We start from the raw sequence: 20,315 nt of genomic DNA, 5'->3' as shown, positions 1-20,315 counted from the left end.
ACATACACCGGCCGCTCAGCCGGTGTGCGGCTCGCGTTGCTTCTGGGCGGAGACGAAGACGCTCTGGAAGAACTCGCCCGCCAGGACGCTCCGCTCGGCCTCGCGCAGCTCGAGCCCCGGCTCGACACCGAGGTCGCCGCGCAGACCGGCCCTCGACGACCTGACCCGTCTCCACGCCCTCACCCACGACCACCGGGTGCCCGGCCGGCGCCTCGGGCAGACCTAAGAGCCCGCTGATCCGCCGGCGTCTTCGTGCTCGGCGTTCTCCAGGATCGCCTGGACATGATCCGACTCGGCGCCGCCCATCGGAGGTACGGCGTCGGCCAAGGGCTTCACCAACTGGTAGGGCCAGGCATAGCCGGCATCTCCCAGGGCGTGGAGGGCCTCTTCACGATCGTCCTCGTATCGGGAGGTCAGCGCGACCTCCACGAGGAAAGCCGCCACCCGTTCGGCCGAATCCTGGGTGAAGGCGGCTCCTCTCAGCAGATCGGAGAGAGCGCCGAGCGCCTCGTACCGCTCCTGCCGGGAACCTTCGGCGACCGCCAGCCTGGCCGCATCCACCAGGCGCCTTTCGTCCATGGCTTCAGCGTCGCATTCGTGCCGGTCGCGGGGGAATCGTTTGGACCGCATGGCGACCGGTGGCCGCGTCAGGGAGTCCGGTTCGGAATACTGGACACTTGCCTTACCCCCCGGTCCAGGAGCACCAATGTCCGAAGACCCGTCGTCCGCGAGCTCCCTGCCTTCCAAGGCCGTCCCCCGGCGGGCCGGGGATCCGGAACGCATCGGCGAGTACGAGGTGGCCGGGTTCCTGGGAGAGGGCGGAATGGGGTCGGTCTATCTCGGACGCGGGCCCGGTCCGGGCGGCGGGCTGGTGGCGATCAAGGTCGTCCGCTCCGACCACGCCCGGCACGGCGCCTTCCGCGAACGGTTCCGGCACGAGGCCGCGCACGCGCTCAAGGTCCCGCGGTTCTGCACCGCCGAGGTGCTGGACGCCGACCCGGACGCCGCGAACCCCTACCTGGTCACCGAGTACATCGACGGCCCCACGCTGGGCGAGGCGATCGAGGAGGGCGGCCCGCTGCGCCGCGCCGAGGTCGAGCAGCTGGGCGTCAGCATGGCCGCCGCGCTGGCGGCCATCCACGGCGCCGGGGTGGTCCACCGCGATCTGAAGCCCGGCAACGTGCTGCTGAGCCGGATGGGCCCGCGCGTGATCGACTTCGGCATCGCCAGCGCCCTGGACACCACGCTCGGTCTCACCGAGACCGGTCAGCTCGTCGGGACGCCCGCGTACATGGCACCCGAGCTGTTCGAGGGTGCGAGCGCGGGCGAGGCCGGCGACGTGTTCGCCTGGGGCGCCGTCATGGCCTTCGCCACGACAGGCCGCGGCCCCTTCGGGGTCGGCCCGGTCCCGGCCATCGCGTACCGGATCGTGCACCGCGAACCCGACCTGGACGGTATCGAGGGCGCGCTGCGCGAGGTCATCGTCGCGGCGCTGGAGAAGGACCCCGCCCGGCGTCCCACGGCGCGCGACCTGCTCTCCCGGCTCGGCGTCGCGGGCGGCGACCCCGCGGCCGCCGCGGGCGGGAGCGGCACCCCGCGCACCGCGGCGGACGCGGGGGCGTGGCCGTATGCCGCCGAGCCGCCCCAGCCTCCAGGGACTTCGCCTCCAGGGACTTCGCCTCCAGGGACGCCGCCGGGGCGGCTGCCGCCCCCGGCACCGCCTCCGCGGCACGTCGGCGGCCTGCCGCCGTCCCAGCATCGGCCGGACGGGCCGAGCCCGGTGGCGGGCGGCCAGGGCGGGGCCGCGCCGACCCTGCCCGCCGGTACGCGGGTCGACGTCCCCGCCCCGCGCCCGCGGCGCCGCGCCGTCCTGTTCGGGGTGATCGCCGCCGGTGTCGCGCTCGCGGCCGTGATCGCCGCATTCGCCGTCCCGCGCCTGCTGGGGACCGATCACTCCTACCTCGACGGGCACTACACGAGCAGCTACGGCGACATGTACGTCCGCGTCGACGGCGAGGAGGTGTGGATGATCTACCGGTTCCGGGGCAAGAGCCGCATCCACGGCGCCATCCAGGGGGACGGCTCATCCATCCACGCGTCCTATACGGAAGGTGAAGGCACCGAGGCCACAGGGCAGGTCAGGTTCGCCATCGAGCGCTCGGGCGACGACGTCCGGCTGGACGGGAAATGGGGCGGCTCCCCCGACGCCTTGAACAGCGACTGGGACGCCCGCCGCATCGACGGGGGGATCCCCGCCGACATCAGCGCCGATCTGGAGAATCCGGGACTGTTCCCGGCCGCGCCGGGCTGAGCCGCGCGACCGCCTCCCCGACAGGGACGACCTCGGCGAAGACGGTGTTCATCAGGCGCAGGCTGGCCGTGTGCAGGTCCGCCACATATCCGGCGACGGCCTCTCGCGCCACTATCGCGCGCAGGTCGCGGAAGAACGCGGCGCGGACGGTCGACTCGACGCAGAAGTCGGTGCGCACTCCGGCCATCACCAGCGTGCCGACGCCGAGGCCGCGCAGCAGCTCGTCGAGCCCGGTGCCGTGGAACGCGTCGAAGCGGGACTTGACGATCTCATGGTCGCCCGGCGCCCGGTCGAGGCCGCCGAGCAGTTCGCTTCCCCACGTTCCGCGCCGCAGGCCCCGGGCCCGCAGGAACGGGCTCCGCTCGGCGAGGAGGCCGACCTCGGCGTCCTCCGTCCACTCCATCCGCACCCAGATGACGGGGCGGCCGGCGGAGCGTGCCGCGGCGGCGAGGGTGTTGACCTGCCCGACCAGGGCGTCCAGGCCGGTGACGCGGAGCCCGGCCTGGGCGAACACGCCGTCGGGATGGCAGTAGTCGTTCTGCATGTCGATGACGAGCAGAGCGGTCTGCGAGGTCATGCGGCTCCCCGTAGTCGATGGACGATGGCGTCGGCGGCCTGTTCGGCGGTGGAGGCGTTGATGCGGCGCCCCTCGGCGGCGTCGGCGGCGGCCGGGTCGCCGAGGTAGCCGTCGGGGGTGACGCGGCGGGCGTGCTCGTGGCCCTGGCGCCAGACGGTCAGTTCGCGGGGGCCCAGGCCGCTGGGCGCGAGCCGGACGCGGACCTCCTCGCGCACCAGCTCCGGGTGGGTGTGCATCATCAGGGACGTCTCCCAGTTGCCGGCGTGGACGTCGGCCGGGCCGTCCGGCGGCGGCTCGTCCGGCCCGGACAGCGTCAGGTACGGGTCGTCCAGGTCGAGGCCGATGCGCCGGGCCAGCGCCGGTTCGGTCACGAAGCTCGCGTCCGCGTCCGTGCGTTCGCAGGCCGACCGTATCCCGTCGTGCACCGTGCGGTTGTGGAGCGCGTCGCCGTGGCCGGAGAAGCAGAACACGTGCCGGAAGCCGTCGCGCGCCATGCCGCCGAGCAGGTCTACCATGACCTCCCGGATCAGCTCGGGCCGCACGCTGTAGGACGCGGGAAAGGACCCGGACACGACGTTGACGCCCCAGTAGTAGGGCGGGACGATCAGCGCCTCCACGCCGCGGTCGGCCAGCAGCGCCCGGACGGCGCGCAGCCGGGCGCCGGGGAGGTAGACGTCGGTGCCCGTCGGCAGGTGCGGCCCGTGCTGCTCGATCACGCCGAAGGCCCAGAGCAGCACCGCGCCGGTCCGGGCGGCCTCGTCGACCTCGTGCCAGGTCAGCTCCGCCAGCGTGCCGGCGAAGACGTCGCCCTCCTTGCCTTCCCTCCTGGTCACCGGTCGAGCAGCTCCTTCAGCGGATCGGTGCTCTTGATGAGGCCGGAGTCGACGGTGAGCTGGGCGAGTGGGGCGATGTCGGCCTGCCCGGCCTCGGGGTTCCAGCCGGGCAGGGTCACCTCCTCGCTGAGGCCGGCGTCCAGTTTCAGGTAGCCGTTCAGCGCCGCGCGGGCCTCGTCCGGGTGGTTCTCGGCGTAGGTCAGGGACTCCTTCAGCGCGGCGGTGAAGCGCTCGACGACCTTCGGGTTCTTGGCCGCGTACGGCTCGGCGGCGAACCAGGCGGCGAAGGGCAGCTTCTTGCCCATGCTGGCGTAGCTGACGGGCAGCGGCTCGGCGCCCTGCTTCGCGGCCATCGAGATGAACGGCTCGCTGACCATGATGGCGTCCACCTGGCCGTCCTTGAGGGCGGCGGGCATGTTGGGGATCGGCACCTCCACCAGCTGAACGTCACCGCGCCGCACCCCGTGCTTCTTGAGGCTGGAGGCCACCGCGACCTCGTTGATGCCCTTGAGGGTGTTGACCGCGATCTTCTTGCCCTTGAGGTCGGCGACCTTCGTGATCGCGGGGTCGGCGGTCATCAGCTGCCCGGATCCGTCGTCCATCTCGTCGTCGGAGGCGCGGGCCCCCACCGAGACCATCGAGACCGGGACGCCCTTCTCCTTGGCGATGAGCAGGCTGACGATGTTGGAGTAGCCGAACTGGAAGTCGCCGCTGACCACGGCGGGGACGATGGCGGCGCCGCCCTGGGCGGCCTGCGTGGTGACCTCCAGCTTGTGGCGCTTGAACACGCCCTTCTTGATCCCCAGTTCCACCGGGGCGATGTCGATGATGGGAATGACGCCGAGCTTCACCTTCGCCACGCCGTCGGCGGAGACCTCGCCCTCGCCGGAGCCGCAGCCGGCGAGGGCCGTCAGGGCCAGCGCCGCGGTGGCCGCGAGCGCGGTGAGCTTGGCGGGACGCCTGTCGTGGGGGCGGTGAAGAAAGGACATTCGGTGGACTCCAGGGTGTGCGGAGGCGTGACAACGAACCTAAGACACCTATTGGTTATATTCAATAGGTGGATGCAGGTTCTTTGCCCGCCGGGCGGGCCACCAGGTGCGGTCGCCGAGCAGCGTGGCCAGCGCCGGGACCTGGAGGGCGCGGACCAGGAAGGTGTCGATCAGGACCCCGGTGCCGACGGCGATGCCGACCTGGGCGACGGTCACGTCGGGGATCTGGGCGAGCGCGGCGAAGGTGCCGGCGAGGACGAGCCCCGCGGCGGTGATGACGCCGCCGGTGGCGGCGAGCCCGCGGCGGACGGCCTCGGCGGTCGGAACGCGGCGGCTCTCCTCGCGGACGCGTTCCATGAGGAAGATGTTGTAGTCCACGCCCAGGGCGACGAGGAAGACGAATATGTAGATGAACAGGTCGGCCGCCACGCCGCCGAAGTCGAACAGGTGGGTGAAGACCAGGGCGGAGACGCCCAGCGACGCGGCGAAGGACAGCACCACCGTGGCGAGCAGCATCAGCGGTGCGAGGATCGACCGGAGCAGCAGGCAGAGGATCAGCGTGACCGCGAGCAGGACGAGAGGCACGATGCGCTTCGTGTCGTCCAGCGCGGCCTCCCGGTGGTCGAGCTGCCCCGCCCCGTCCAGCTCGCCGGATACCGGATCGTCCAGGAGAGCCTGTCCAACGCGCGCCGGCACGCGCCGGGAGCAGAGGCCACCGTCCGCCTGGACGTCAGAGCGGACGTCGTCGACCTGGAGATCACCTCCGGCCCGCCGCCCCGCCCGGCGCAGGCGGGACCCGGCCCCAGGCTCGGCCTGGCGGGGCTCACCGAACGCGTCGCCGCGCTCGGCGGCGACCTGGACGCCGGACCGGCACCGGACGGCGGGTTCCGTCTCGGCGCCACCCTTCCGCGCAGCGTCGAGGGGACCCGCGATGCCGCCCGGTGACGGCCCCGTCAGCGTCGTGATCGCCGACGACGAGAGCGTCGTCCGCGACGGGCTGCGCGCCATCCTCGAAACCCAGGACGACATCGCCGTGACCGGCACGGCCGGGGACGGCGACCACGCCCTGCGGCTCTGCCGCGACCTGCGGCCGGACGTGCTGCTGCTCGACGTGCGCATGCCCGGGCACGACGGCCTGTGGACGCTCGGCCGCCTCGCCCGCGCCGGCGCCCTGGACCGCACCCGCGTCCTGATGCTGACCACCTTCGACCTCGACGAGTACATCGACGAGGCGCTGACCCAGGGGGCCAGCGGCTTCCTGCTGAAGAGCAGTTCGTACGAGGAGCTGCTGGCCGCCGTGCGCGCCGCCGCCGGCGGCGACGGCGCGCTGAGTCCCAGCGTCGCCCGCCGGGTCATCGACGGCTACGCGGCCCACCGGCGGGCCAGGCGGGCGGACCCCGCCGACCTGGCCCGCCTGCACGACCTCACGCCGCGCGAGCACGACGTCCTGCACCTGATCGGGGACGGCCTGAGCAACAGCGAGATCGCGGAGCGGCTCGTCGTCTCCGAGCACACCGTCAAATCCCACGTCAGCAGGAAACTCGGGCTGCGCAGCCGGGGACAGGCCGCGGCCCTGTCCCGCCGCACTCGCCCCTAGTCACCGAGGACCGAGCCACATCTCGTTGACTTGCGGCGTGTTGTTGTTTTCGACGCGCTCATAACAACAACACGCCGCAAGTCAACGCACCCGGTGAATCGCGGCGTGCTAGTCCTGGCCGACGTCGAACTCCCAGTGCCACGGCTCGTACGGGCTGCTGTAGGCCCAGTCCGGGTGGAGCCAGTCGTACTTCTCGGCGTTGTCCTCCAGCCACGCGAACCGGGGCGAGTCGTCGTCCTGGACGCCGTCGCACAGGTCGACGGCGATGCCGATGCCGTGCTTGCTGTTGCCGGGCGCCGCCGCCATGCCGGACGGCATGCTCTCGTACAGCTCCTCCTGCTTCTCGTAGCTGCGGTAGGAGCTGCGGACGCACATCTGCTCGCCGAAGCGCTCCTCGTAGGCGACGTTGAGCTTGTAGAAGGCCACCGCGGCGTCGGCCCGCAGGAACTCGTCGTCCTGGGGCAGTGGGCAGAGTTCCTTGGTCGGGATCCGGCCGTTGGAATACCCGTGGTCCGTGGCCTCTGAGGGCTCGCAGTCGTCCGGCGGCTTGCTCGGCGCCTTCTCGGCCTTCCGGGAGGGGGACGGTTCGGCGCGGTCCGCCGAGACCTTCGTCCGGTCGGGGCCGCTGGAGCCTCCCGAGGCCTCCGAGCCCCCGGAACCTCCGTCCAGCGGCGCCAGGGCGAGGGACCCGGCGAACAGTCCCGCCAGGACGACGCCCATGACCGGCGCGGGGTTGGTCTTCTTCTTGGCATGCCGACCTATCACGGCATCTGCTCCTTCCATGCCGCCTACCGGGTTAGCTGACGGATTCGGGCGTGGAAGTCGCCCTACGACATTCCTCACGTGGCAAGGAGGCGTCGATTCACCCCTGCGAGGCGCCACAGGCGGATCGGCCTGGACGACGCTCGCGCTGGTTCCCCGGTTCCGCGCTGGTCGCGGACTCGGCGTTGCAAATCCCGGCAGACGGTACCAAAGCCCCAAGAGATTGCAAACAGGACATCAAGGGCCTTGACCTGCCGGAACGTGCCGGAGCGCGTGTCCTCAGCCGGCGGCCAAGGCGTTGCCGACGATCCAGCCCATGCCGAACGCGGACAGGAGGCCGTTGCCGGACAGCTAGCCGTCCGAGTGCGGGCCGGCCAGCCGCAGGCGGTGCCGCCGCCCGCGAACAGCCGCGGGATCGGTGCGCCGGCACCGTCCAGGACGCGGCCGGACGGGTCGATCTCCAGGCCGCCCTGCGTGGCGAGCAGCCCGTGGGTGACCCACGCGAAGTGATAGGGCGCGGTGAGGGGGCGGCGGCCCGGCAGCGGAGCCAGGGCGCGCTCGGTCTCCTCGGCCGTCCCGCTCAGCGACGCGGCCAGGGCGCCGCGATCGGCCGCGAAGCCGTCCGCGGCCAGCACGACGGCGTCCGCCCGGACGCGCTGCAAGGAGCCGTTCTGGGAAACGCCCACCCCGGCGACCTCACCGCCATGCGACCCGAGATCGACGAAGGCGATGTCGTCGTCGTTTCGGCGGCGCCCGCCGGGGCGTTGGCCGCGCCGATCGTGTCGCCTGTCTGCGCCCACCGCTACGGACGCATTCGACACCAGATCCACTTGCCTCCGGCGGGGTCGCGGACGACGCCGCAATCGGAGGACAGGGCCTGGACGATGTGGAGGCCCCAGCCACCGTTGTCGTCGAAGGCTTCCTCGGACAGGTCGAGGTCTTCGAGGGTGAGTTCGGTCATCGGCTTGGCCTGGGGCAGTTCGTGGGCCGCGTCCCAGACGGCGATGATGACGCCGTACGCGTCCCTGCTGAGCTGGAGGCGGATCTCCTCGCGCGGCGTCTGACGGGCCGCGTTGGTCACGAGCTCCGAGACGACGAGAAGCGCGCCGTCGAGAATGTGGAAATAGTCCCATTTGCGGATTCGTGTATCCACAAAGGTGCGCGCAAGCCCCACTGCGGCCGGTGTCCCCATAAGGGGCATGACCGACTCTTCGGTCGCCGTCATCGCCATCGTCCCGTCCTTGCCCGAGATTCCGAATTTCTGTGACAAGGATCACCGAGCGTTCTATGTTTTTCCTGTAGTCACCGAAGATGAATACAGGGAGGAAGCAATGCCACTCGTTCGCGAGCCGCTCGACCCCAAGATCTCCATGTGGTACTTCCTGGCCTTCTACCTGCGATTTTGGCGGGAGAAAATGGGTCTGTCGCTGACTCAATGCGGGGAGGTCATGGGGGTAACGCGGGGAACTGTATCCAACTTCGAGGCGGGTCGGCGGCGCCTGCAGGACGACCATGTCCGGGCACTCGACCGACACTTCGGGACGGGTCTGCTATTTCAGCTCTTGCTCTGGTTTGCCCGAATGGCCCACGACCCCAACTGGGGAAAGCAGCTCGTCAAGTACGAGCAGGAGGCGAATCTGATCAAGACCTACCACGGTCAGGTCATCCCGCTAGCCCTCCAGACCGACGAATACACCTGGGCCTATGTCCAGTCCGGCACACCGAAGGACTTCGAGGCCGCGATGGAGAGGCGTGTCGCTCGGAAGAAGTCCTTCTTCGAGCGGGGGACAGAGATCGAGATGTGGGCCACGGTCGATGAGAGTGTGCTGGCACGGGAAGTCGGCAGCCCGGAAGTGCACAAGGCGCAGTTGGAGCACCTGCTCGCCATGGCCGACCTGCCGCAGGTCAGCCTACGCATCGTCCCGTTCAAGTCGGGCGCTCACCTGGGTGTTGACGGGTCGCTGCAGATCCTCAGCCTGGAGAGCCGCGACATCGCCTATTCGGGCGCCCAGAACGGTGGCCGCTTGATCGAAACGCCTGGCGAGGTACGCGAATTGTCGGTTAAGTTCGATCGTATCGGCGCGAAGGCGGCCTCCCTTGAGGCTTCCCGCGAGATCATCAAGCGGTACTTGGAGAGCTACGAATGATCGTGCAGTGGCGCAAGAGCACCCATAGTGGCGGAGCGGACGACGAGCACTGCGTTGAGCTGGGGCGACTTGCGCCAGGGGCCGGTATCGGGGTGCGAGACAGCAAGAACCCGGACGGCGGGCGCCTCACCCTGTCCATTGCGGAGTTCGCCAGCCTGATCGAGCAGGTCAAGCGACACCCGGAGCGCTGACCGTCCCGGCTCGCCGGGCGGATGGGCCGGGCTCTCCGCTTCGGCCTCCGACTGCCCTCACGTCGGGCCATGGCGGACGCGGCGCCAGGCGGCTCGTCATCGCACTAGCCGCCGGAGACCAGGGCGGAGGCGATGACCTCCCGCCACAGCCGGTCGCTTTCGGTGATCCGGAGCGCCTCGTCTTCGCCGGGCTCCTGCTTCGCCTGCCGGGGCGCGTCCGGGAGATCCCCGCGCAGGTACTCCTCTAGATGGTCTGTGCCGTTCTCCCAGCCGACGCCCACCTGCGTCAGGCTTTCGGCCAGCGCCGCGGGCTCGTCGACCGTCGTGTGTTCCACTTCGAGAATCGTGCCGCCGCCGTCGGCAGGACTGAGCCGCAGTTCCAGCTCGTCGGCCGGGTAGTCCTCGTAGATCCAGCTCAGCGTGAGGGTGCGCGGGGCGTGGCACCGCAGGATTCCTCCATGCGCGTGCCCCGGCAGAACATACGTACCGCCCTCCCTCAGGTCGCCCTCGGGCCCGGCGAGCCAGCGGCTGACCCGGCCCGGCTCGGTGCAGGCCCGCCAGACGTCCTCGATCGGCGTCCTGTAGTGCCGTCGCACCACGGCGCTGCGGCCCTCTCCTCTGGCGATCTTCCGGTGGCCGACCGACCGGTGGATCTCGCCGAGTGACGTCAGATACCGCTCCATGGAGCCCTCCCGCATTTCTTCGAATTCCGAAGCGGCCCGCCGACAGGCAGCGGTGCCCGAGGTCCCTGCCCGGCCCGGACGGGTACGGAACCGGGCCGGTTCAGGGGCCCTCGCCGGTCGCCGCGTCGATGGCCTCCAGGGTATGGCCGTCGCGGACGTAGAGGACTCCGGACGAAGCGACGACGACGTCGTCGACGTCCATGTCCCGGCGCCAGCGTTCGCCGCCGGTTCGCGTGTGGAGGGCGATGAGCGCGTTGTCGTCCGGCCGGAAGCGGCGTTCCCTGAAGGAGGCGATATAGACGGTGCGGTCGTCGGCCCAGGCGATGTCCGCGCGCGAGTCGGTTCGCTTCCACCACCGGCGGTGGCCGTTCGTGAGGTCGATCGCCGACATCGCGGTCCGCACCTTGGTGCGGAAAGGGCCGTGCTCGGTGTCGTCCCACCACACGTAGGCGGTGCTCCCCATGACGAGGAATTCTCCGGAGCCCTCCGTCTTGAGGGTGGACGTCCAGCGCCGACGTCCGTCCTCGGCGTCCAGGGCGTAGAACCCGTCGTTGCCGAGCACGTAGAGGCGGGAGCCCGCAACGTACATTTCGAGGCCCGATCCCGGGAGCCGGACGTCCCACCGCGAACGCCCGGTGCCGGCCTCGTACGCGTGGACCCGGTACCGCTCGTCACCGCCGCGGACGACCGTGTAGACGTTCGTGTCGTCGGCCGCCATCGCCTGGACGCGCTCCGTGGGGACGCTCCAGCTTTCGCCAGAGCCGATCGCGATGGAGACCAGGTGCTCCTCCTCCGATCCGCTCGCGCGGCGCTCGACCAGGCTGACACGGCCACCGCCGACGGTCAGGTCGCCTCCGCAGTGACTCCGCCCCAGCGTCCTGCTCCAGAGCGGCTTCCCGGCGGCCGACCCGAAGGCGGAGAGTCGCAGCCGATCGGGCGCGTTCCCCCGGTCGATCTTCTCCGCCACCATGACGCGGCCCGCGGGGTCCGGTGATTCCGTCAGGCAGCCGTCCTCGCTCAGCGGGGCCTGCCAGCGCCGCCTCCCCGAGCGCGCGTCGAGGGCGCTCAGCCGTCGGGCACTCCGGACGAAGAGCACGCCGCCGTGCACTCCCCCCGCCGCCTCCTCCGCACCGGTCTTGGACTCCCAGCGCTGACGGCCGGTCCGCGCGTCATAGGCGGCCGAGCCGTCCGCCTTGCCCACGTACACCAGCCCATCGGACACGACGGCACGTCCGCGCACGTCATCGACGGACCACGGCCTGAAGCCCGCGCCCTGTCCCGCGTCCCCCGAGGCCAGGGCGATCGCGACCGCGACCACTGACCCGACGACCGGCAGCAACGCCCAGCGCCGCCTGCGGGAACGCGGACGGGGGCCCGCGGGCGAGGCGGGCGGCCGAGGATCGGGCTTGCGCGCTGATTCCGGCTGTACCGTCTCATCCGGTTCCAGTCGGACCGTCCGCCTCGGCTCCGGATCGGGATCCGGCTCCGAGCCGGGCTCGGGATCCACAGCAGGAGCAGGCTCGACACTCGTGTAGGCCGCGGTCTCGGTGGCGTACGCGTCGATCACCGTGCCGTACAGCCCGGCCCAGTCCACGTGGTCCGCCGCCGCGATCGAGGCCGCCAGCGCGTCCAGGAGCTGGTCCGGGCTGGGGCGCTCGGACGGCCGCTTGGCCATGCAGCGGGCCACCAGATCCCGCTGCGCCGGCGGGACCAGGGCCAGATCGGGCTCCTCGTGGACGACGCGATGCAGGATCACGGGAAGGTCGCCGGTTCCGAACGGCGGACGGCCCGTGGAGGCGAAGTACAGCACGCCGCCCAGCGCGAACACGTCGTTCGCCGGTTCGATCTCTCCGCCCCCGGCCTGTTCCGGCGACATGTAGCCTGGCGTCCCGACCAGCCCGCCGAGCGTCGCGGGACCGTCGAGCGCGTGCACGATCCCGAAGTCGATCACCCGTGGCCCGTCCTGGGCGAGCAGGATGTTGGACGGTTTGAGATCCCGGTGGACCACCCCGGAGGCGTGGACGGCCTTGAGCGCTTCGGCGAGCGCGGCCGCGAGAGCGGTGACCGACGTCCCCGGCAGCGGTCCGCGGGACGTGACGAGGGCGCCGAGGTCGGGGCCGGTGACGTACGCGGTCGCCAGCCAGGCCGGGCGGCTGTCGGTGTCGGCGTCGATGACCGGAGCGGTGAAGAAGCCGCTGACCGCCCTGGCGGCGCGGACCTCGCTCCGGAAGCGCTGCAGGAAGCTCGGGTCGTCGGTCAGGTGCGTGTGGATGACCTTGACCGCGACGAGCCGTCCCCCGGGCGAGCGGGCCAGGTAGACCAGCCCCATCCCACCGGCACCGAGCCGCGCCAGCAACTCGTACGAGGCGATCCGGGCGGGATCGGAGGGGGTGAGGGGCTCCACCCGGGAGACCCTTCTAGATCACCCCGCACCGTGCAACCTCATTCGTGCACCCGGGCCCGGCCGTGACTCCGCAACGAACTCTATAGCGATCACTACACTGAATAGAGTGAGCACTCCATGGACGTGAAGGAACACCGCTCGTGATGGGATGGTCGGCACGAGCCCCGCTGGAGCCGGGTCGCTGAAGGCCAGAGGATAATGTGCGGATGCGGAAGACTGCGCGACGCCATCAGCAGGGCGAGGAGTCCAGGCTTCGGATCCTTGAGGCGACCCTCGCCATCGCCGCCGAGCGCGGCTACGACGGCACCTCGATCGCCGCGGTGACGGAGGCCACCGGGCTGCCGGCCAGCTCCGTCTACTGGCACTTCCGCAACAAGGACGAACTGCTCGCCGAGACCCTGGAGTTCAGCTACCGGCGCTGGCGCGAGACCGCGCCGACCTGGCAGGAGCGGGTCGGGATGTCCGACCCCGCCGAGGAGATCCGCGACCGGCTCCAGCGGGCCTCGCGCGCGATCACCGTCCGGCCGGAGTTCTGGCGGCTGGGGCTGATGCTCGGCCTGGCGAACCGCCCGAAGGAGCCGGCCGCGCGGCGCCGCTACATCGAGGTGCGCGCCGAGACCCGCGCCGCCATCCGGGACTGGTGGGAGCAGGTGCTCCCGGCCGACTCGCCGGAGCGGGCGCGGGAGGTCGCCGACCGGCTGTCGCGGTTCCACCTCGCGGTCATGGACGGGCTCTACATCGGCGTCCACTCGGGCCGGAACTGGAACCTGGAGCGGCTCGTCGACCTGATCGCGGCCGGGGTGCACGCGCAGGCGATGAGCTGGCTCGGTGAGGCGGCGTGAGCACGATGGCGTCCGCGTCCCGCTCCGCCGACGACCGGGAGGTCTCCCGGGTCCGCATCCTGACGGCGGCGGCCGAGATCGCCTCGGAGTGCGGCTACGAGGGCACGACGATCTCCCGGGTCACCAAGCGCTCCGGCCTGCCGGCCAGCTCCGTCTACTGGTTCTTCCGGGACAAGGACCACCTCATCGCCGAGGTCGTCCGGCACAGCTTCGAGCGGTGGATCGCCGCGCAGCCGCGCTGGGAGCGCGATCCGCGCGACGAGCGCCCGCTGGCGGAGGGGCTGCACGCGATCCTCGCGCGGTCGGTGCGGACCCTGCCGGACGCGCCCGACTTCCTCCGCATCGGCCACATGCTGCTGCTGGAGTCGCGGGAGGTGGAGGCGGAGGCACGCCAGTACTTCCTCGCCACCCGCGACGCGGTGGCGGGCAGCATCGCGGCCTGGTTCACCTCGTACTTCGGCCCCGAGTTGCAGGCCCGGCACCCCGAGCTGGCGATGGACCTGGCCCGCGTCGTCCTCGCCTCGACCGACGGGCTCTTCCTGACCCACCAGATCCACGACGACTGGGACCCGGACGACTTCATCGCGATCGTCGTGGCCATCGTCGACCAGGCGGTCGCGGACGCCGGCTGAGCGCCCGGCGCGAAAGAGACGGTTGTCACCTCGGGGTTTCGCATGGCATTCACTGTAGTGATCGCTACAGGGAGGAGTTCCTGTCATGTCCCTGACAGCCAACGGGGCCTGCCCGCCGGCCATCGACCCGGCGCGCTTCCGGCAGGTGCTGGGCCACTACCCGACCGGCATCGTCGTGGTGACCGCGCTCGACCCGGCCGGCACGGCCATCGGCATGACGGTCGGCTCGTTCATGTCGGTCTCGCTCGACCCGCCGCTCGTGGCCTTCCTGCCCGACAAGAACTCCAGCTCATGGCGTGCGCTGCGCGAGTCGGGCGAACGCTTCTGCGTGAACGTCCTGTCCGCCGGGCAGGAGGACGTCTGCCGCGCCGTGGCGATGCGCAGGACCGACAAGTTCCACGACATCGGCTGGTCCCCCTCCCCCGCCGGCAACCCGATCATCGATGGTGCCGTCGCCTGGATCGACTGCGTCACCGAGCAGCTCCACGACGCCGGAGACCGCCACATCGTCGTGGGCCGGGTCACCCACCTGCAGCCGGGCGACGGCGACACCCCGCTCTTGTTCCATCAGGGCGCCTACGGCACGTTCACCCCCCGCTGACCGCCCGCCCGCACCGCGCGCGGGCGGCTGGGGCTTTTGCAGGTTTCCCACAACTGGGGGCGCTCAGCGTGCTCTGTCACCGACATGGCGCTACGGGCCGGTAGAGGGAAAGGTGAACACGGTCGGCCGCCGTCTCGCGGCCTGCGCAATGTCTGTCACGGGACAGTGTCGGTTACAGGAGGGTTCGGCCGGGTGTTCAGTCGTGTCGCCATCGTCAACCGTGGTGAGGCCGCCATGCGCCTCATCCACGCCGTACGGGACATCGCCGCGGAGACCGGGACGCGGATCGAGACCGTCGCCCTGCACACCGACGTCGACCGCACCGCCACGTTCGTGCGCGAGGCGGACGCCGCCTACGACCTCGGTCCCGCGGCCGCGCGGCCGTACCTGGACCTGGAGGTGCTGGAACGCGCGCTGGTGGAGACCGGGGCCGACGCGGCGTGGGTCGGCTGGGGCTTCGTCGCCGAGGACCCGGCGTTCGCGGAGCTGTGCGCGAGGGTCGGCGTCACCTTCGTCGGGCCGAGCGCGGAGGCGATGCGCAGGCTCGGTGACAAGATCGGCGCGAAGCTCCTCGCCGAGGAGGTCGGCGTGCCCGTGGCGCCGTGGAGCCGCGGCGCGGTCGAGACGCTGGACGCCGCGCTGGCGGCGGGCGCCGAGGTCGGCTACCCGCTGATGCTGAAGGCGACCGCGGGCGGCGGCGGACGCGGCATCCGCGTGATCACGAACGAGGCCGAGCTGGCCGACGCCTACGAGCGCACCAGCCAGGAGGCCGCGCGGGCGTTCGGCAGCGGCGTCGTGTTCCTGGAGCGCCTGGTGACCGGTGCCCGGCACGTCGAGGTCCAGGTGATCGCGGACGGCGAGACCGCATGGGCGCTCGGCGTCCGCGACTGCTCGGTGCAGCGGCGCAACCAGAAGGTCATCGAGGAGTCGGCGTCGCCGGTGCTCGGCCCCGGGCAGGCGGCCGAGCTCAAGGCGTCCGCCGAGCGGCTGGCCGTCGCGGTCGGCTACCGGGGCGCGGCGACCGTCGAGTTCCTCTACCACCCCGGCGACCAGCTGTTCGCCTTTCTGGAGGTCAACACCCGGCTCCAGGTCGAGCACCCGATCACCGAGTCCACCACCGGGTTCGACCTGGTCAAGGCGCAGCTGCACGTCGCGTCCGGCGGAAAGCTCGGGGAGCGGGAACACGAAGGCGCGCCGCCGGCCGAGCGCGGGCACGCGATCGAGGCCCGGCTGAACGCCGAGGACCCGGACCGCGACTTCGCGCCCGCCCCGGGCCGCATCGCCCGGCTGGACCTGCCCGCCGGGCCCGGCATCCGCGTGGACACCGGCGTCCGGGAGGGCGACGTGATCCCCGCCGACTTCGACTCGATGATCGCGAAGATCATCGCCTACGGGCGGGACCGGGACGAGGCGCTCGGACGGCTGCGCCGGGCGATGGCGCAGACCTCGGTGATCATCGAGGGCGGGGCGACGAACAAGAGCTTCGTGCTCGACCTGCTCGACCAGCCAGAGGTGATCGACGCGAGCGCGGACACCGGCTGGATCGACCGCGTCCGCGGCGAGGGCCGGCTCGTCTCGCACCGGCACTCGGCCGTCGCGCTGGCGGCGGCCGCCATCGAGGCGTACGAGGAGGAGGAGCGCGCCGAGCGGCAGCGGCTGCTGTCCACGGCGTTCGGCGGGCGCCCGCAGGTGCAGCACGAGAGCGGCCGGCCGCTGGAGCTCAAGCTGCGCGGCGCCGCCTACCGCGTGCGCGTCGCGCGGACCGGCGCGCACCTGTTCCGCGTCGGCGTCGAGGCGGGGGACGGCACGGGGGACGGGGTCCGGACCGCCGACGTCGAGCTCGAACGCTTCGACCGGCACACCGGGCAGATCGTCGTCAACGGCGCCCGGTACCACCTGCTCACCGGCACGCACGGGCCCGTCCACCTGGTCGAGGTGGACGGCGTGACCCACCGGATCAGCCGCGACGAGGGCGGCGTCGTCCGCTCCCCCGCGCCCGCGCTGGTCGTCGACACGCCGCTGAAGGTCGGCGCCGAGGTCGAGGCGGGCGCGCCCGTCCTGGTGCTGGAGAGCATGAAGATGGAGACGGTGCTGCGGGCGCCGTTCAAGGCGCGGCTGAAGGAATGCGTCGTCGCGGTGGGCAGCCAGGTGGAGACCGGCGCACCGCTGCTGCGGCTGGAGCCGCTCGCCGACGACTCCGGGGACGACGGGGTCGGCGACGGGACCGGCGCCCCGGCGGCCGGGGCCGTCGAGCTGGACCTGCCCGCCGCGCCCGCGGAGGTCCCGGCGCGGGAGCGCGCCGCGCGCGGGCAGGCGGGCCTGCGCAGCCTGCTGCTGGGCTTCGACGCCGACCCGCACGACGGGCACCGGGTCCTCGACGACTACCTCGCCGCGCGGCGGGCGGCGGCCGAGCAGGGCCACCGGACGCTGGCGCAGGAGGTCGAGCTTCTCGACGTGTTCGCCGACCTCGCCGAGCTGAGCCGCAACCGGCCGGCGGGCGAGGACGGCGCGGGGGACGGCGGCGGTGAGAGCCACGTCCACAGCGCCCGTGAGCACTTCCACAGCTATCTGCAGAGCCTCGACATCGAGCGGGCGGCGCTGCCGGAGGCGTTCCAGGCCAAGCTCGCCAAGGCGCTCGGGCACTACGGCGTCACCGAGCTGGAGCGCTCCCCCGAACTCGAAGCCGCGGTGTTCCGGATCTTCCTCGCCCAGCAGCGCGCGTCCGCCGACGCCTCGGTCGTCACGGCGCTGCTGCGCGCGTGGCTGCGGGAGCCGCCGCCGGACGAGGAGCTGCGCGAGCCCGCCGGTCTCGCGCTGGAGCGGCTGATCGCCGCGACGCAGGTCCGCTTCCCCGTGGTCTACGACCTCGCGGCGGGCGTGGTGTTCGCCTGGTACGCCCAGCCGCTGCTGCGCCGCAACCGGGCCCGCGTCTACGCCAACGTCCGCAGGCACCTCCGCCACCTGGACGCCCACCCGGACGCGCCGGACCGCGCGGAGCGCATCGCCGAGATGGTGCGCAGCACCGAGCCGCTGGTGCGGCTGCTCGGCCAGCGACTCATCCGCGACGACCGGGACAACGCGGTCATGCTGGAGGTGCTGACCCGGCGGTACTACGGCAACAAGGGCCTCACCGGCGTCCGCACGAGCGAGGTCGCGGGCTGCGGGTTCGTGGTCGCCGAGCGCGCCGGGTCGCACCTGGTGTCCGCCGCGGTCGGCTACGACGCGCTGGACGGCGCGCTGCGGGGCCTCGCGGAGCTGGCGGACGGCGTGAACGCCGTCGACGCCGACATCTACCTCGCCTGGGAGAACCAGCCGGAGGACTTCGACGCGATGGCCGCCGCCCTGCACGAGGCCGTCAACGCGCGCCCGCTGCCGGAGCAGATCCGCAGGCTCACCGCCACCGTGGCGGCCCGGGACGGCGCGGTGATGCACCACCACTTCACGTTCCGCCCGTCGGCCACCGGGATGGCGGAGGAGCGGCTGATCCGCGGCCTGCACCCGTACATCGCGCAGCGGATGCAGATGGAGCGGCTGAGCGGGTTCGACCTCACCCGGCTGCCGTCCTCGGACGAGGAGGTCTACCTCTACCGGTGCGTGGCGCGGGAGAACCCGTCCGACGACCGCCTCGTCGCGTTCGCGCAGGTGCGCGACCTGACCGAGCTGCGCGACCACGACGGCAGGCTGCTCACCCTGCCGACCGCCGAGTACACGATCGCCACCTGCGTCGACTCGATCCGCCGGGCGCGGACGCTGCGGCCGCCGAAGAACCGGTTCCCCACCAACCGGATCGTGGTCTACGTCTGGCCGCCGAGCGAGCTGACCCGCGCGGAGCTGGAGACGCTGGCCAGGCGCGTCGTGCCGACCACCGCGGGCGCCGGGCTGGAGGAGCTGCTGATCATCGGGCGGCAGCGCGACACGGCGACCGGCGAGCTGCGCAAGATCGCCGTGCGCATCGCGTTCGACGCCGCCGGCGGGACGAGGCTGACGGTCGGCGAGCCGTCCGACGCACCGGTCGAGCCGCTCGACGGCTACCGGCAGAAGGTGCTGCGGGCGAGCAGCCGCAACACCGTCTACCCGTACGAGCTGACCCGCATGCTCGGCGACTTCGCCGAACACGACCTCGAAGAGGACGGGGCGGGCGGCCACGCGCTGGTGCCGGTCGAGCGGCCGCCGGGACGCAACACCGCGGCGATCGTCGCGGGCGTGGTGACCACGACGACCCGGCGGCATCCGCTGGGCATCACCCGGGTCGTGCTGCTCGGCGACCCGACCAAGGCGCTCGGCGCGCTGTCGGAGCCGGAGTGCCGCCGCGTGATCGCGGCGCTCGACCTGGCCGAGCGGATGCGGGTGCCGGTGGAGTGGTACGCGCTGTCGGCCGGCGCGCGGATCTCCATGGACTCCGGCACGGAGAACATGGACTGGGTGGCCGCGGCGCTCAAGCGGATCGTCGAGTTCACCCAGGACGGCGGCGAGATCAACATCGTGGTCGCGGGCATCAACGTCGGCGCGCAGCCGTACTGGAACGCCGAGGCGACGATGCTCATGCACACCAAGGGCATCCTGGTGATGACGCCGGAGTCGGCGATGGTGCTGACCGGCAAGCAGTCGCTCGACTTCTCCGGCGGCGTGTCGGCCGAGGACAACTTCGGCATCGGCGGCTACGACCGGGTGATGGGCCCGAACGGGCAGGCGCAGTACTGGGCCCCGAACCTGGCCGCCGCGCGGGACGTGCTGATGTCGCACTACGACCACACGTACGTTGCCCCCGGCGAGGAGGCACCGCGCCGCGCCTGGACGAGCGACCCCGCCGACCGCGACATCTCGGCCTTCCCGCATGCCGTGGAGGGCAGCGACTTCACCACGGTCGGCGAGATCTTCTCCGCCGAGGCGAACCCGGACCGCAAGAAGCCGTTCGACATCCGGACCGTGATGCGGGCGCTGTCCGACCAGGACCACCCGGTGCTGGAACGCTGGGCGGGCATGGCCGACGCGGAGACCGCGGCGGTGCAGGACGTCCACCTCGGCGGCATGCCGGTGTGCCTGCTCGGCATCGAGTCGCGGGCGCTGCCGCGGCGCGGCTTCCCGCCCACCGACGGCCCCGACGCCTACACCGCGGGCACGCTGTTCCCGCAGTCGTCGAAGAAGGCCGCGCGGGCGATCAACGCGGCCAGCGGCAACCGGCCGCTGGTGGTGCTGGCGAACCTGTCGGGCTTCGACGGCTCGCCCGAGTCGATGCGCAAGCTCCAACTGGAGTACGGCGCCGAGATCGGGCGCGCGATCGTGAACTTCCGCGGGCCGATCGTGTTCTGCGTGATCTCGCGGTACCACGGCGGCGCGTTCGTGGTGTTCTCCAAGGCGCTGAACCCGTACATGACCGTCCTCGCGCTGGAGGGCTCGTTCGCGTCGGTGCTCGGCGGCGCCCCCGCCGCCGCGGTGGTGTTCGCCCGCGACGTCGACGCCCGCACCGCGGCGGACCCGCGCGTGCGCGACCTGGAGGCCCGCGTCGCGCCGGCCACCGGCGCCGACCGCGCCGCGCTGACCGCGGAGCTGGACGAGCTCCGGGCGTCGGTCCGCGCGGAGAAGCTCGGCGAGGTGGCCGCGGAGTTCGACCGCGTGCACGACATCCGGCGCGCGGTCGAGGTCGGTTCCGTGGACGCCGTCATCAGCGCCGCGGAGATGCGCCCGCGGATCATCGAGGCCATCGAGTCCCGCCTGGGCTGACCGCGGACACCTGAGCAAGAGGGGA

The 20,315-nt window shown here is 71.9% G+C and carries 19 protein-coding genes and 1 riboswitch; of the genes, 9 read left to right on the top strand and 10 right to left on the bottom strand.

The features are described from left to right. Window positions 1-15: 15 nt before the first annotated feature. Entirely contained in the window at window positions 16-183 is a 168-nt protein-coding gene (locus E1281_RS39855) for a hypothetical protein (RefSeq protein ID WP_165958724.1), read from the bottom strand. Window positions 184-222: 39 nt separating this feature from the next. Further along, complete coding sequence (locus E1281_RS00655) at window positions 223-579, bottom strand: hypothetical protein (protein WP_131875111.1); 357 nt, start codon at window positions 577-579, stop codon at window positions 223-225. 127 nt (window positions 580-706) lie between these two features. On the opposite strand from E1281_RS00655, the gene E1281_RS00650 reads away from it, so the two are divergent. Beyond that, window positions 707-2,311 carry a serine/threonine-protein kinase gene (locus E1281_RS00650; RefSeq protein ID WP_165958723.1) on the top strand — a complete coding sequence of 535 codons (1,605 nt, stop codon included), beginning with the start codon at window positions 707-709 and terminating at the stop codon, window positions 2,309-2,311. On the opposite strand, the gene E1281_RS00645 is transcribed toward E1281_RS00650, so the two are convergent. The 4 genes from E1281_RS00645 to E1281_RS41635 are packed head-to-tail and all read right to left on the bottom strand — an operon-like array spanning window position 2,262 to window position 5,295. Next, on the bottom strand, window positions 2,262-2,888 hold the full coding sequence (locus E1281_RS00645; RefSeq protein ID WP_131875109.1) for an isochorismatase family cysteine hydrolase: 627 nt from the start codon (window positions 2,886-2,888) through the stop codon (window positions 2,262-2,264). The genes E1281_RS00650 and E1281_RS00645 overlap by 50 nt on opposite strands. Then, window positions 2,885-3,721 (bottom strand): creatininase family protein, encoded by an 837-nt coding sequence (locus E1281_RS00640; protein ID WP_131875108.1) that lies wholly within the window; start codon window positions 3,719-3,721, stop codon window positions 2,885-2,887. The genes E1281_RS00645 and E1281_RS00640 overlap by 4 nt, the downstream gene beginning before the upstream one ends. Further along, a complete protein-coding gene (locus E1281_RS00635) occupies window positions 3,718-4,710 on the bottom strand; it encodes an ABC transporter substrate-binding protein (RefSeq protein WP_131875107.1) in 993 nt (330 codons plus the stop codon). The genes E1281_RS00640 and E1281_RS00635 overlap by 4 nt, the downstream gene beginning before the upstream one ends. Before the next feature lie 48 nt (window positions 4,711-4,758). After that, window positions 4,759-5,295 carry an MMPL family transporter gene (locus tag E1281_RS41635; protein ID WP_243716439.1) on the bottom strand — a complete coding sequence of 179 codons (537 nt, stop codon included), beginning with the start codon at window positions 5,293-5,295 and terminating at the stop codon, window positions 4,759-4,761. Between the two features lie 33 nt (window positions 5,296-5,328). Between E1281_RS41635 and E1281_RS41630 the strand changes: the two genes are divergently transcribed. Together E1281_RS41630 and E1281_RS00625 are read left to right on the top strand one after the other, a co-directional pair. Continuing rightward, window positions 5,329-5,655 carry an ATP-binding protein gene (locus E1281_RS41630; RefSeq protein WP_243716438.1) on the top strand — a complete coding sequence of 109 codons (327 nt, stop codon included), beginning with the start codon at window positions 5,329-5,331 and terminating at the stop codon, window positions 5,653-5,655. Then, a complete protein-coding gene (locus tag E1281_RS00625) occupies window positions 5,642-6,307 on the top strand; it encodes a response regulator transcription factor (protein WP_131875106.1) in 666 nt (221 codons plus the stop codon). The genes E1281_RS41630 and E1281_RS00625 overlap by 14 nt, the downstream gene beginning before the upstream one ends. A gap of 108 nt (window positions 6,308-6,415) precedes the next feature. Here E1281_RS00625 and E1281_RS00620 read toward each other — a convergent pair whose 3' ends face one another. Together E1281_RS00620 and E1281_RS00610 are read right to left on the bottom strand one after the other, a co-directional pair. Further along, a complete protein-coding gene (locus E1281_RS00620; protein ID WP_243716436.1) occupies window positions 6,416-7,072 on the bottom strand; it encodes a M15 family metallopeptidase in 657 nt (218 codons plus the stop codon). A gap of 6 nt (window positions 7,073-7,078) precedes the next feature. Then, window positions 7,079-7,264, bottom strand: a riboswitch (cyclic di-AMP (ydaO/yuaA leader). A gap of 607 nt (window positions 7,265-7,871) precedes the next feature. Further along, window positions 7,872-8,300, bottom strand: coding sequence for an ATP-binding protein (locus E1281_RS00610; protein WP_131875104.1), 429 nt, complete (start codon window positions 8,298-8,300; stop codon window positions 7,872-7,874). On the opposite strand from E1281_RS00610, the gene E1281_RS00605 reads away from it, so the two are divergent. Both E1281_RS00605 and E1281_RS00600 read left to right on the top strand, forming a co-directional pair. Continuing rightward, window positions 8,269-9,216 (top strand): helix-turn-helix transcriptional regulator, encoded by a 948-nt coding sequence (locus E1281_RS00605; protein ID WP_131875103.1) that lies wholly within the window; start codon window positions 8,269-8,271, stop codon window positions 9,214-9,216. The two genes, E1281_RS00610 and E1281_RS00605, sit on opposite strands and share 32 nt — an antisense overlap. Continuing rightward, window positions 9,213-9,407, top strand: a complete 195-nt coding sequence (locus E1281_RS00600) for a DUF397 domain-containing protein (protein ID WP_131875102.1) — start codon at window positions 9,213-9,215, stop codon at window positions 9,405-9,407. The genes E1281_RS00605 and E1281_RS00600 overlap by 4 nt, the downstream gene beginning before the upstream one ends. 104 nt (window positions 9,408-9,511) lie before the next feature. On the opposite strand, the gene E1281_RS00595 is transcribed toward E1281_RS00600, so the two are convergent. Both E1281_RS00595 and E1281_RS00590 read right to left on the bottom strand, forming a co-directional pair. After that, the gene (locus E1281_RS00595) at window positions 9,512-10,090 is read right to left on the bottom strand and encodes an SRPBCC domain-containing protein (protein WP_165958722.1); all 579 of its coding nucleotides are present in this window, start codon (window positions 10,088-10,090) and stop codon (window positions 9,512-9,514) included. 100 nt (window positions 10,091-10,190) lie between these two features. Next, window positions 10,191-12,494, bottom strand: a complete 2,304-nt coding sequence (locus E1281_RS00590) for a PQQ-binding-like beta-propeller repeat protein (protein ID WP_131875100.1) — start codon at window positions 12,492-12,494, stop codon at window positions 10,191-10,193. A gap of 206 nt (window positions 12,495-12,700) precedes the next feature. Here E1281_RS00590 and E1281_RS00585 point away from each other — a divergent pair, with 206 nt between their 5' ends. The 4 genes from E1281_RS00585 to E1281_RS00570 all read left to right on the top strand — a co-directional run bounded on the left by E1281_RS00585 (window position 12,701) and on the right by E1281_RS00570 (window position 20,290). Beyond that, the gene (locus E1281_RS00585; RefSeq protein WP_131875099.1) at window positions 12,701-13,336 is read left to right on the top strand and encodes a TetR/AcrR family transcriptional regulator; all 636 of its coding nucleotides are present in this window, start codon (window positions 12,701-12,703) and stop codon (window positions 13,334-13,336) included. A gap of 5 nt (window positions 13,337-13,341) precedes the next feature. Continuing rightward, complete coding sequence (locus tag E1281_RS00580; protein ID WP_131875141.1) at window positions 13,342-13,968, top strand: TetR/AcrR family transcriptional regulator; 627 nt, start codon at window positions 13,342-13,344, stop codon at window positions 13,966-13,968. An 85-nt stretch (window positions 13,969-14,053) separates the two neighbouring features. Beyond that, complete coding sequence (locus tag E1281_RS00575; protein ID WP_131875098.1) at window positions 14,054-14,569, top strand: flavin reductase family protein; 516 nt, start codon at window positions 14,054-14,056, stop codon at window positions 14,567-14,569. Between the two features lie 192 nt (window positions 14,570-14,761). Further along, window positions 14,762-20,290 carry a carboxyl transferase domain-containing protein gene (locus tag E1281_RS00570; protein ID WP_131875097.1) on the top strand — a complete coding sequence of 1,843 codons (5,529 nt, stop codon included), beginning with the start codon at window positions 14,762-14,764 and terminating at the stop codon, window positions 20,288-20,290. Window positions 20,291-20,315 lie beyond the last annotated feature (25 nt).

The sequence above is a fragment of the Actinomadura sp. KC345 genome (assembly GCF_004348515.1).
Lineage (GTDB): Bacteria > Actinomycetota > Actinomycetes > Streptosporangiales > Streptosporangiaceae > Spirillospora.
Note: the sequence above shows the minus strand (reverse complement) of the source record. Positions and strands in the feature narration are given on the sequence as shown.